General features: G+C 58.9%; 8 protein-coding genes and 3 tRNA genes. 6 read left to right on the plus strand and 5 right to left on the minus strand.

Features of this window, described 5'->3' with window-relative positions; all coding sequences use genetic code 11:
- Window positions 1–534: 534 nt before the first annotated feature.
- Both CAY35_RS09490 and CAY35_RS07190 read right to left on the minus strand, forming a co-directional pair.
- Window positions 535–1,104: a DUF6318 family protein gene (locus CAY35_RS09490; RefSeq protein ID WP_219930463.1), complete on the minus strand. Its 570-nt coding sequence runs from the start codon at window positions 1,102–1,104 to the stop codon at window positions 535–537.
- A 639-nt stretch (window positions 1,105–1,743) separates the two neighbouring features.
- Entirely contained in the window at window positions 1,744–3,189 is a 1,446-nt protein-coding gene (locus tag CAY35_RS07190; RefSeq protein WP_109303968.1) for an NCS2 family permease, read from the minus strand.
- A 413-nt stretch (window positions 3,190–3,602) separates the two neighbouring features.
- On the opposite strand from CAY35_RS07190, the gene CAY35_RS07195 reads away from it, so the two are divergent.
- Window positions 3,603–4,418 (plus strand): SDR family oxidoreductase, encoded by an 816-nt coding sequence (locus CAY35_RS07195; RefSeq protein WP_109303969.1) that lies wholly within the window; start codon window positions 3,603–3,605, stop codon window positions 4,416–4,418.
- Between the two features lie 290 nt (window positions 4,419–4,708).
- A complete protein-coding gene (locus CAY35_RS07200) occupies window positions 4,709–5,821 on the plus strand; it encodes a universal stress protein (RefSeq protein WP_109303970.1) in 1,113 nt (370 codons plus the stop codon).
- A 129-nt stretch (window positions 5,822–5,950) separates the two neighbouring features.
- Here CAY35_RS07200 and CAY35_RS07205 read toward each other — a convergent pair whose 3' ends face one another.
- Window positions 5,951–7,819, minus strand: a complete 1,869-nt coding sequence (locus CAY35_RS07205) for a C40 family peptidase (protein WP_101629747.1) — start codon at window positions 7,817–7,819, stop codon at window positions 5,951–5,953.
- 395 nt (window positions 7,820–8,214) lie between these two features.
- On the opposite strand from CAY35_RS07205, the gene nagB reads away from it, so the two are divergent.
- The gene (gene nagB / locus CAY35_RS07210; protein WP_109303971.1) at window positions 8,215–9,006 is read left to right on the plus strand and encodes a glucosamine-6-phosphate deaminase; all 792 of its coding nucleotides are present in this window, start codon (window positions 8,215–8,217) and stop codon (window positions 9,004–9,006) included.
- An 84-nt stretch (window positions 9,007–9,090) separates the two neighbouring features.
- Here nagB and CAY35_RS07215 read toward each other — a convergent pair whose 3' ends face one another.
- On the minus strand, window positions 9,091–9,459 hold the full coding sequence (locus CAY35_RS07215) for a metallopeptidase family protein (RefSeq protein ID WP_109303972.1): 369 nt from the start codon (window positions 9,457–9,459) through the stop codon (window positions 9,091–9,093).
- 135 nt (window positions 9,460–9,594) lie between these two features.
- Here CAY35_RS07215 and CAY35_RS07220 point away from each other — a divergent pair.
- From CAY35_RS07220 to CAY35_RS07230, 3 genes are all read left to right on the plus strand, one after another.
- Window positions 9,595–9,667, plus strand: a tRNA-Glu gene (locus CAY35_RS07220).
- Between the two features lie 74 nt (window positions 9,668–9,741).
- A tRNA-Asp gene (locus tag CAY35_RS07225) sits at window positions 9,742–9,815 on the plus strand.
- A 49-nt stretch (window positions 9,816–9,864) separates the two neighbouring features.
- Window positions 9,865–9,937: transfer RNA gene (locus CAY35_RS07230), tRNA-Phe, on the plus strand.
- A 134-nt stretch (window positions 9,938–10,071) separates the two neighbouring features.
- Here CAY35_RS07230 and CAY35_RS07235 read toward each other — a convergent pair.
- Window positions 10,072–11,250, minus strand: coding sequence for an IS1249 family transposase (locus tag CAY35_RS07235; RefSeq protein WP_109303973.1), 1,179 nt, complete (start codon window positions 11,248–11,250; stop codon window positions 10,072–10,074).
- Window positions 11,251–11,392: the final 142 nt, after the last annotated feature.

Raw genomic sequence — 11,392 nt, forward strand, 5'->3', positions numbered from 1 at the left:
TGCTTCGTCTCTGACGCGACCAAAGTCCGGACCTCGCTCAGGCTTAGTGGCCGCTGCTCTGGTGCCTGCTTGGATGGTTTGCCTTTGTATCGGCATGCGACCCGGGACTGGCCCCCGGTCTTGGTGTAGAGCAGGTCGGATCGTTCACCGCACTCGCTCACGGCCCGGTGGGTACACGCTTGGGTACGAGCTGCCTTGAGAGCCCGAGAATCCTGAACCTCGGCTATATGCAGCCCGGTCCCAACCACTGTGGTTGATCCGGTGACCGCGCCAGACCGTGCCGCGACACCCGTGGTCCGGCATACTTGATGCCACACCGGCCGCGGACCCAACCGCACCGGAGCAGCGGTAGCCGGCTCTGGCGAAGAAGCCCCGGGAAGGGTTTTGACGTTCCGTTCCTCTTGCACGTCGTGTACCTCCAACCTGCCTCCTTCTCCGTCGTAGGAAACCTTTGCGGCGTTTGCAATACCACCATTGACGATTAAGAAGTAGCTGATGATTGCCGCAATAGCGCCGGTGATCTTGTTGCGAGTTTTAGCGCCCAGCACCGTATACCCCTTGGACTTCCCAGCCGTCATTCTTGCGTTCCAAGATGAGTGTTCCTGCATCAGTCGAGCCCGCTGCCGTTGTTTCTACTGCTGCTGACTCGCCAGGCCTAAAGAAGACCCGCTCTTCTTCATAAGCGGTAAACGTGACGTAGTACGTTCCGTCATCAAGTTTCTTATTGGGAGCGTGGATATTCTCGAAGTGGTTGTATCCGCCGACAATCCAAGCATTATCTTTCTTCATGCGCGCAAACGTTTTCTCGGCAGCTTGGCAGTATTTGCAGTCGCGTGAAGTGATCTCCCAGAACTCGTCCCGGAAGCCACCTGTTTCCCACGCATAGTTGACTTCTTTGAACCAGTGCTCAGCGAAAGCTATCTGCCCAACTTTGCTTTTCTCTTTCGCTACCTTGGGCAGCGGTCCCGGGTCGGGGACGTTGCGTGCCGGATGCTTGGATGTGGCCGGCTCGTATGGTCCCGATGGCGATGCTGATTCAGATGGTGATGTGGGAGATGCCGACGCCGACGGCGTTGCCGACGGTGTTGCTGATGTGTCGGCCACCTGGGATACAGACGGCGCCGTATCAGCCGGCGCCGCGTCGTTGTTATTAGCGCCGCAGGCGGCTAGCCCAACCGCGAGAGCCAGCGTGAGTCCCGTTGCGATAGTACTTCGTCTTAGATCTGGCATGAATGTGCCCCTTAAACATGTCACTGCGTCCAGAAACTAAGGTAGGCAAACACAACTAGATGCACCATAGAAGAACAAAACTCATATTAGATTCACAACCTGAGCACAGCTTTCAACGGTCGGATTCCCTGTAATTCCGCGGGAATCGATAACAGGACGACCGCCTCGCCTTGTTGAACCTGTCCGAGCCTGCGGATAACAACAAGCGTGAAAGACGTCGAGAGTCATCAAAGCTGCATAAGCGCGCCGGTAGCGCGCCGGTTGCGTTGCCCCGGTGAGGGCCGTACCGCCGCCAGCCGGCCACCCGCCGGCCGCCGGTCCGCACCACCGAGCCACACCGCCAGACTCACCTCACCACCGCCACCCGACCTCCCGCATCGCCGGCCTTCGCAACGCCCACCACCCACCTCACCAATATAAAGCGGGGCTGCCGCGGCCAGTTTTCACTGGTCGCAACAGCTCCGCTGGGGTCGGCATTATTTCTACAATTTTAATGCCGAAGGTGAGATTTGGTTAGGCGGAGGCGCCTGTCCATCCGTCGACTAGCCCCATCCCGAAGAACAGGATGAAGAACGCGGAGACGACCCACATGAGTGGGTGGACGTCTTTGACTCGGCCTTGTACGAGCCGGATGAAGACGAACGCGATGAAGCCTGCACCGATGCCGTCCGCGATGGAGTAGGTGAACGGCATGAACAGGATGGTGAGAAACGCTGGCAGTGCGATGCCGATGTCGTTCCAGTCGATGTTGGTGACTTGGCTCATCATGAGGAAGCCGACGGTCACAAGCGCTGGAGCGACGGCCTCGAACGGCACGAACTGGACGAGCGGGGTCAGGAACATCGCGAGCAGGAACAGGACGCCGGCGACGATGGCTGCGATACCGGTGCGCGCGCCTTCGGCGATACCTGCGGAGGATTCGACGAAGATCTGGTTCGATGAAACGCCTGCGCCACCACCGGCGACCGCACCTGCGGCATCGACGAGCAGTACGCGGTCCACGTTCTCGATCTTGCCGTCTTTATCGATGGTGCCGGCCGCGGTTGCGAGGCCGACCATGGTGCCCATCGCGTCGAAGAAGATGGACAGCAGGATCACGAATACCAGCAGGATCGCGCCGATTGCGCCGACGGATGCTGGGGTGAATCCTTCGACGACGTTGGCCTGCCCGATGAGGGACAGGTCAGGTAGTTGCCACGTGAAGTTCTGGCCTGGGACGACGAGCGCCCATCCTGTCGGGTTGTCTCCGCCGCCTGCGCCGATGTTGAGGGTCGCCTGCAGGATGTTCGCGAGGATTGCGGACGCGATGATGCCGATGAGGATCGCGCCGCGTACTTTGCGGACCATGAGGGCGATGGTGAGGAACAGCCCGAAGAGGAACACGAGGGTTGGCCAGCCGACGAGCCGGCCGTTGATGCCGAGGGTGACGACGGTGCCTGGGCCTGTGCGGACGAAGCCTGCGTTGACGAGGCCGATCAGCGTGATGAACGCGCCGATGCCGACGACGATCGCGGTCTTAAGCCCGGCCGGGACCGCGTTGAAGACCGCGGTTCTGAACCCTGTGAGCACGAGGACGAACATGATGGCACCCGCGATGACCACGAGGCCCATCATGGCTTGCCATGAGAGCCCTGGGTTGGTCGCGACGGTGACGGCTACGAGCGCGTTGACTCCGAGGCCGGTTGCGAGGGCGAAGGGCTGTTTCGCCCAGAGGCCCATGATGATGGAGAGGATGCCGCCGACGAATGCGGTTGCTGCTGCGACGCGGGCGATGCCGAGTTCGTAGCCGTTGGTGTCGGCGCCTTGGAGGATGAGTGGGTTGAGGACGACGATGTAGCTCATCGCGAAGAAGGTTGCGAAACCGCCGCGGATTTCACGGCCGAGGGTTGAGCCTCGTTCGGTGAGCTTGAAGTATTTGTCGAACCCACTGGTGGTTTGGGTGGTTTGTGGTGATGACATGGTGTGAATTCTATCCGTTGCGCGACGTGGGGTGAGGCTTGATGTCGCGGCTTTGCGTGGTGTTTTTGGTCGCTTTTGTGGGCCGGCGTCCGATGCGCGGTGGGGCTGGTCTGGGGTGTCAGGTTGAAGGGTGAATGATTATTGGTTTGAAAGTTATCGAATAGATGCAGGCTTTGTAGTCGATTTATTGATGCTTTAGTTGTGATTTTCTAGTGCGTGGTTGTGTGAAAGATTGGTGAGGGGTTGCGGGGACATCGCGCCCGTGATGGCTTGCACGACGATACATGACCTGCTACAAGGTGTCGGCTGGAATGTCGCTATTTTGTCACTTTGAAAGCTATATACTTTGCGACTGCGTTGATATCATTAAGGCGTCTCATTAATCCACGATCTCAAGGAATGGGTGGAGTTCAATGGCTCGAATTGTTGTCGTCACCGGCGCTGGTTCTGGAATCGGTAAGGCTACTGCGGATCTGTTGCGGCAGCGCGGTGAAACCGTGATTGGGGTCGACTTGAAGGGCGCTGATCTTGAGGTCGATCTGACGAACATCGAGTCGATCGGGGACATGGTTGAGGCGATCAGCGAGAAGCACGATCACATCGACGGAATCGTTGCGAACGCTGGTACCGCTTCGCAGACTTCGCTCGATGTGAAGGTGAACTTCTTCGGCGCTGTTGACACGATCGAGGCGCTCAAGCCTCTGCTTGAGAAGTCGGACAATCCACGCGTAGCTGTCACCGCATCGGCAGCTTCGCTTCAGCCAACTGACGTGAACCTCGTGAAGCTTCTGTTGGACGGCAATCGCGATGAGGCCATCGAGTACGGCACTGCGCTCGCTGAGAAGGGCCCGGAAATCGGTTACGCGAACTACTCGGCGTCGAAGCGCGCTATCGCTACCTGGGTTCGCACCGTCGCCCCGACGGGGGAGTTCGCTGGCAAGGGCATCGCGATCAACGCGGTTGGCCCGGGCGTTGTTGAGACCCCGATGACGAAGGAGCTGCTCGCGACCGAAGAAGGCCGCAAGGCCGTGCTGAGCGTTATGCCGGCACCACTGAACGGCGCCGTGAAGCCGGAAGCGATCGCCGAAGTGCTTGCGTTCCTCGTGTCAGAGGGCAACCGTTCGATGACCGGCCAGATCATCTACGTCGACGGTGGTTTCGACAGCATGGATCAGGGCCGCGGCGCCGACATCTGGCACGAACCAAAGCGTATGGACGAGATCGCATAACGCGCAGTTTTTAGATTCAACGGCAGACGGTGTCGGGACCCGCAAGGATCCCGACACCGTCGCTTTAACCAACCAACACCAACTGAAGGTGACAAGCGGCGCCGACGCGGCCACCCCATCGTCCTTTTTAACCTTGGGCAACGTGAGTGCTGTAAAAACTGAACCTTCGGCATCGCCAGTGCTGTTATTAATCTCCGGTTATAGACCACGACTTCTCGCGGATACATAGGTTTCGCGGGTACGGTGGAAGTAGAACGCGGAAAACGCGAATCATCTGTAGGAGTTTCACCATGACCGAAAACCCAGAGACCACCCCAACCCCTCCCGCCAACGAGCCAGACGTTGACACGTCGGCGCTGGACCTCGCTGCGATCCGCTTGGAAGCGCGCAAGCAGGAGGACGCCCGCAACAGGGAAGAAGCGCAGAAGAAGAACACGCCTGGCGCCGGCGCGGTCGTCGTGGGTGTCGATGGTTCGGAGCAGTCGCTCGAGGCCCTTGCGTGGGCAGCGGCTGAGGGCGGCCGTCGTAACCTTCCGGTTGAGGCCGTGATGTCGTATACGATTCCAACGTTCGTGGCGACCGCGATGGACGCAGGCTATTCGGCGCTGGATGACGAGACACTGCGTTCCGGTGCGGAGACGGTTTTGCGTGAAGCCCTGGCGGACCTGGATCGCCGCCGTCACGAGAACCCTGAGGTTCCGTTCGCTCCGGCTGACCGCGTGCGCGCCTACGTTGAAACGGGCGATGCGGCGGGCACTTTGCTGGAGTACTCGCAGCACGCTGAGATGGTTGTGATGGGTGCCCGCGGCCGTGGCGGTTTCTTCGGCCGCATCTTGGGGTCGGTTGCTTCGGCTGTTCCGCCGCATGCACATTGCGCGACCGTGGTTGTGCCGAAGGGCTCGCTGGCGCGTAAGGAAACGTCGGACACGGTTGTTGTTGGTGTCGATGGTTCGACTGCTGCTCGTTTGGCGATGCTGGATGCGGCTCAGGAAGCTGTTGCACGCGGGTGCGAGTTGAAGGTCGTGTGGGCTTTGCCGCCGCTTTCGGGCACGCAGATGTGGGCGGCTTCCGCGATGGATCAGCAGTCGGTGATTCAGGAGATGAACACGCAGCTTTCCGCGGCGGCTGACTGGTTGCGCCACCACTTCGAGGGTTTGCGCGTTTCGACTGTTGTTGTTGAGGGTGTTCCTGCTCAGGTTTTGATTGAGGAATCGAAGCGGGCTCGCCTGCTGATTACTGGTACGCGTGGCCGCGGTGGCTTCGCGGGCATGCTGCTGGGTTCGACGTCGCAGTCGGTGTTGAACCACGCGAAGTGCCCGGTGCTGGTGGTTCCGGCCCGTAAGGATGAGCGTATTGAGAACCGTGGCGAGTTCGGTCCGATGCCGGAGGCTGAGGAGAACTAACCGCCGCGTTTTGTGGGGTCTGGTCATGTCGGTGGGGCATGGCCAGGCCCTCACTTTTTAAAACCTTTGGCATCGTGAGTGCTGAAATAATTTCAGCACTCACGATGCCAAAGGTTAGTTTGCTGGGGTTTAGTAGCGTGCCGCCAGCGGGTAGATGTTGTTGACGTAGCTGATCGGGGTGACGGAGATACCTGCCTGCGGGTTGCGGGCGTGAACTACCTGGCCGTTACCGATGTAGATCGCTACGTGGTAGATACCCGATGGGGCACCGTTGTTGGAGGAGAACACGAGGTCCCCGACCTGCAGGTTCTTGAGGTTGACCTGCTGTGGTGCGCCGGTGAACTGTGCACTTGCAACGCGCTGCGTTGAAATACCGGACTGGCGGAACGCGTTCTGCACGAAGGACGAGCAGTCGAAGTACCGTGGACCGTTGGCGCCGAATACGTAGCCGTAACCGCTGGAGTTGGCGATGTTGAGCGCCCAGTTGAGAGCGGCCTGCTTTCCTGTTCCGGCGGATGCAGCCTTCTTCTTCTTGGCGTCCTTAGCCTTCTTCTCAGCGGCCTTCTTCTTAGCCGCTTCTTCCTTAGCCTTCTTCTCGGCAGCCTTCTTTTCAGCGGCACGCTTCTCAGCGGCCTTCTTCTCAGCGGCGCGCTTTTCAGCTGCCTTCCGCTCGGCTTCAGCGCGAGCGGCCTCTTCAGCCGCCTTCTTCTCAGCAGCCTTCCGAGCCTCTTCAGCCTTCTTAGCGGCTTCGGCTCGTTCGGCAGCTTCGCGCTCAAGGCGTTCGCGTTCGGCCTGCTGAGCTTCTTCAGCCTTGCGCTTGGCTTCTTCCTGCGCCTTGCGTGCTTCTGCAGCCTTCTTAGCGGCTTCAGCCTGCTCGGCTTCGAGCTGCTTGCGCTTCTCTTCGGCCACACGTTCGCGTTCGGCCTGCTCGGCGGCCTCGCGTTCGGCTTCTACGCGGGCGGCTTCTTCCTCTGCTTGTCGCTGTGCTTCAGCTAGCTCTTCGTCACTCGGGCCGTCGACGATTTCGCTCGATGCGGCGTCACCTGCAGCCGCATCGTCAGCTTCTTCTTCGATGACGTTTTCAGGGCGTTCGATGCCGTCGACGACGGAGCTGGCCTGCTCTGCGGCCTGTCGCTCGGCTTCGGCGCGCGCAGCTTCAGCCTGGGCGCGGGCTTCTTCTTCACGCTGAGCTGCCTGTGCGGCTTCGAATTCGCGCTGGAGGCGTTCGTCTTCGCGCTTCTGGAAGGCCTTTTCTTCTTCGGAGCGGCTCGTTCCGTTGAGGTCAGCGAGGCGGTCAAGCAGTTCGTTCTGGTCTGCGGTTGCCTGCAGAACGGTGACGCGGGTTTCAGTGGCGACCTTCTGCGCCTTGGTTTCGGCGTCGGTCTGCTCGCCGAGTGCCTTCTCAGCGGCGTGTGCAGTTGCTTGTGCGTACGCGTCCCACTGGGATGCGAGCTCGGTTGCGTTGCGTGCGTTGGTGAGGTCGCGGGCGCGTGCGTCGGAGAGGTGACGGAGAACGTCGGAGCGGTTCAGGAGCTCCTGCGGGTCTTCGGCGGTGAGGAGTTCTGCTGGGCCGACTTTGATGCCGCCGTTGCGGTAGGTTTCCGACGCGATGCGGCCGAGGTCTTTGCTGGCGCGCTTTTCTGCCTTGCGTGCGGCCTCGAGCTGGCGCTTGGCTTCAGCGGCTTCTTCACCCTTCTGGACAGCGCGCTGCTGAGCGGCGCTGAGGGCGTCCCAAGCAAGCTGTGCGTTGGCCTGGGCGGAATTGAGGGTGAGAGACGTCTGGGTTAGCTGCGTCTCGAGGGTTTTGCGCATTTCCTTAGCGGATGCTGGGGAAAGCTTCGCAGTGTTGACTTCGTGTGCAGATGGGACGTTTGCCCGCTGCTTCTGCAGTGGCTTTGCGGTTGGTGCGCCCGGGAATGCGTTGGCGACGCCGACGAAGGTGGTTGCGGTGATCGCGACGGCGGTGACCGCGGCGGCAAGGCGGAATCGCTGTGCCATGGGGAAGTCCTTTTGTTTGGGGAAGCTCTGATTTGCCTGAATCGCGGCCCGCTTGTTGCGGCGAGATCACGATTCAGTAAAGGTCTCTCGGACACTCTACGAAACTTCTATAACGTTGGCAACATCGTAAACACAATCCACAGTAGTCACATGAGTAACACGAGTAACATTCGCCCCACAGATCTTTATCTTTGGCAACAAAATTGTCGTTATTAAGTACAGGAAGGATGCAGCGGCATGGCCTCGCAGGCCGTATAGGTAACGCAGAAATAACAGCACTCTTGATGCCGAAGGTTTGATTACAGGGGATGGGGAGCTGAAAAGAGACGCGCCCCTTTCGGGTAACTCAGCGGAATCTACGCGGAATGAGTCGGGTTGGCGCTTAGAGTAGTTCTATGGACGTGATCATTTCTAAGACAAGAACAGATGCCGAAAAGAAGGCTGGCGCTGAAGTTGTTGACGCCATCCGTCGCAAGCCGGATTTGGTTCTCGGGTTGGCAACCGGCTCTTCGCCGATCGGCATTTACAACTACGTGGCGGAGCATGTTCGCGACCACGGGCTAGACGTGTCGAAGATCACGTGTTTTGCGTTGGATGAGTACATTGGCTTGGAACCAACGCATCCGGAGTCCTATCACTCGGTGCTGACTAAATACGTAACTGAGCAGTGGGGTTTGAAGCCTGAGCAGGTTTTCATCCCTAATGGCATGGCTGAGGATCCACGCGCTGAGGCGGAGAATTACGAAGCTGAGATGGCTAAGCGTGGTTTCGCTGACCTGCAGATTGTCGGTATCGGCAGCAACGGCCACATCGGGTTCAATGAGCCGGGCTCCGCGCTGGGTTCGCGTACTCGCGTGAAGACGCTGCACCCGCAGACGCGCCAGGATAATTCCCGCTTTTTCGATAATGACATCGATGCTGTCCCTGTTCACTGCATTACGCAGGGGATCGGTACCGTTATGGACGCGGACCGGGTGCTCATGATTGCGACGGGCGCGGCGAAGGCTGTTGCGGTCGCGGGCATGGTCGAAGGTCCTGTTGCAGCGATGGTTCCGGCGTCTGTGCTTCAGTTCCATCGTCGCTGTGATGTGTATGTCGATGCGGTTGCTGGCGCAGCGTTGAAGGCGCGGGATTACTACGATTTCGTTTCCGCGAACGAGGACGCGATTCCGAAGCCTCGCCGCTAATTTTTCATCTTTGGCATCGTGTGTGCTGTTATTTTGCGTCGCAAGTAACAGCACACACGATGCCAAAGGTTTTAACGGGGGTGGTCAGCCCCAGCCGAGTTCGTGTAGTTCGTCTTCTTCGAAGCCGAGGTGGTGGGCGATTTCGTGGACGAACGTGATGTGCAGTTCCCGCACGATCTCGGTCCAGTTGGCGCAGGTTTCTTCGAAGGTGCTTTTGAAGAGGACGATGCGGTCGGGGAGCTGCCCCATTTCGTCTTCGCCGCGTTCGGTCAGTGGCGTCCCGTCGTAGTAGCCGTAGGTGAGGGTGTCGGGGTGTTCGCCGAAACCAGGCTCGGGCTCTTCCTCGATAAAGATGTGGATGTTGTTCATCGCGGCGGTGAGCTCGCGAGGCAGCTGCTCGTATACGGAGTGGGCAGCGTATTCGAACGCTTCGGTGGTGACGCGGAAAGCCATGTTTTAACCATATGTGGCACCGGGTGACACGCCGATTAAACCTTGAAATCTCGGGGTTTTAGGTTAAATCTTGTGTTCGATTAGTCTACTTCGCGTTTATGCATTACACTGGTATCTCGGTGCACAACGCACTAGGCCCCCATCGTCTAGCGGCCTAGGACACCGCCCTTTCACGGCGGCGGCACGGGTTCGAATCCCGTTGGGGGTACGTTCAAAACTTTGGATTTGGACTACAAGAGAAGTCCTGGTAGAGTTTTGACCTTGTGAGCGTTTTCGCTTCACGGCCCTGTAGCGCAGTTGGTTAGCGCGCCGCCCTGTCACGGCGGAGGTCGCGGGTTCAAGTCCCGTCAGGGTCGCGAGATCTTCGAAAGAAGCATCTGAACGGCCATCGCAAGATGGCCGTTCGGCTCTGTAGCTCAGTTGGTAGAGCGTTCGACTGAAAATCGAAAGGTCACCGGATCGACGCCGGTCGGAGCCACGTAGTGGTCATTAGACCATTGCTGAACCCCCATGAGGTTTCTACTCGTGGGGGTTCTCTTATTTTTCCTGGTCAGACGCCGCCGATTCGGCTTAGGGGTCAAAATGTGTGTCTGGTTTGGGTGTGTCGTGGGTTTAGATGTGGCCTTTTTGGATGCCGATTGAGTGTGTGTAGGTGGTGTCGATAGCGTTGTCGTAGAGGGCTGGTCGTCCTGTGTGGTGGTCGGCTTGGTTCTCGTTGTGGGTCAGGGCTGGTACTTTGGCGAGTTGGTTTTGGCCCCAGTTGGACTGCCTGGCGATTTCTGTTGGATCGTCAGGCAGTTCTGTTTTTTGGTGGAGCCACCATTCCAGCATTTTTCGTTGGTGTTCCCCGGCCCGGCCGCGGTGGGTGCGGGTGAGGAGTTTCAGTTGGGCGTTGATTGCGCCTTCAAGGCTGTTGGTGGTGGATTTGATGCGGTGGCGGTGTTGTAGTTCGGCTGGTGGGTTGAGGTAGGTGAACAGGAGGTTGCTTCGCCATAGGTGTAGCAGGCTGTTGTAGGCCTTACGGGTGTTCGGGTGTGTCCAGGCCCAGTGTCGTTGGTGGGTGTGCGGGTCTGTGGTGAAAGTTTTCTGGTTGAGCCATCCCCGGTAGAGGGTGCCGTATTCATGGAGTTGCCTCGCCCAGGTGGCGGCTTCATCCAGGTTGGTGATTCGGGTCAGGTTCAGCGCTAGTTGATAGATCGCCCTCCCGGCATCGGTACGCGGGCGTGAGGTGGTGTAGCGTCGTACAGCTCGTTGTGCATGGACCAGGCAGCGTTGGATCACGGTGGTAGGCCAGCATTTCTTGATAGCGCTGGCGGCTCCTTGTCCTCCATCGATCACAGCGATCACCGGGGCGGGGATACGTTGAAGCAGCTTCTGGTAGTCCAGGCTGGTTTCACGCCTGCACCAGTGCCAGGCCAGGACATAATCCAGGGTGGCTGCCACGATAAGACACCCGCCACCGGTATAGGTTCCATCGATAAAGATCTGGTCATAGATCGTCCCGGCGTGCTTGATCATCGGGTCAGGTACTTCAACCAGCCAGCACCAACTAAACCGTCGCTTCAACGTGGAAGGGCTCACCCCAACCTGTTGTGCGGTGTCTTTCAAGCTACGACTCGAGGTGCAGTGATCAATGAACTGCCTGAACACCGCCGCGTTGGTGATATCCGTTCGGGTTTTGGTGGTGGATGCTCCGCAGAGTTTGCACCGCCACCTCGTCCTACCGTTTGTGGTGGTGCCATTGCGTTTCATATCGCCACCGCAGTGGCATCGTGGTCTGTTCTTCGGCATCCAGCCACCACATCACTAGCCAGTACCACATCAACGACACCACACCGAGGAATGAACGCTCACACCACCGATATATGCACAACAGCCATACATATCCGGCGAAACCCGCGCCAACACAACCGAAAACACCGACCCCGGACAC

Source organism: Pseudoglutamicibacter cumminsii (genome assembly GCF_003143995.1).
In the GTDB taxonomy this organism is placed as follows: domain Bacteria; phylum Actinomycetota; class Actinomycetes; order Actinomycetales; family Micrococcaceae; genus Pseudoglutamicibacter; species Pseudoglutamicibacter cumminsii_B.

Coding starts and splice junctions, on each gene's coding strand:
- CAY35_RS07190 (WP_109303968.1), bottom strand. CDS start 3,189: ATGTCATCACCACAAACCACCCAAACCACCAGTGGGTTCGACAAATAC.
- CAY35_RS07200 (WP_109303970.1), top strand. CDS start 4,709: ATGACCGAAAACCCAGAGACCACCCCAACCCCTCCCGCCAACGAGCCA.
- CAY35_RS07215 (WP_109303972.1), bottom strand. CDS start 9,459: ATGGCTTTCCGCGTCACCACCGAAGCGTTCGAATACGCTGCCCACTCC.
- CAY35_RS07195 (WP_109303969.1), top strand. CDS start 3,603: ATGGCTCGAATTGTTGTCGTCACCGGCGCTGGTTCTGGAATCGGTAAG.
- CAY35_RS07235 (WP_109303973.1), bottom strand. CDS start 11,250: ATGCCGAAGAACAGACCACGATGCCACTGCGGTGGCGATATGAAACGC.
- nagB (WP_109303971.1), top strand. CDS start 8,215: ATGGACGTGATCATTTCTAAGACAAGAACAGATGCCGAAAAGAAGGCT.
- CAY35_RS07205 (WP_101629747.1), bottom strand. CDS start 7,819: ATGGCACAGCGATTCCGCCTTGCCGCCGCGGTCACCGCCGTCGCGATC.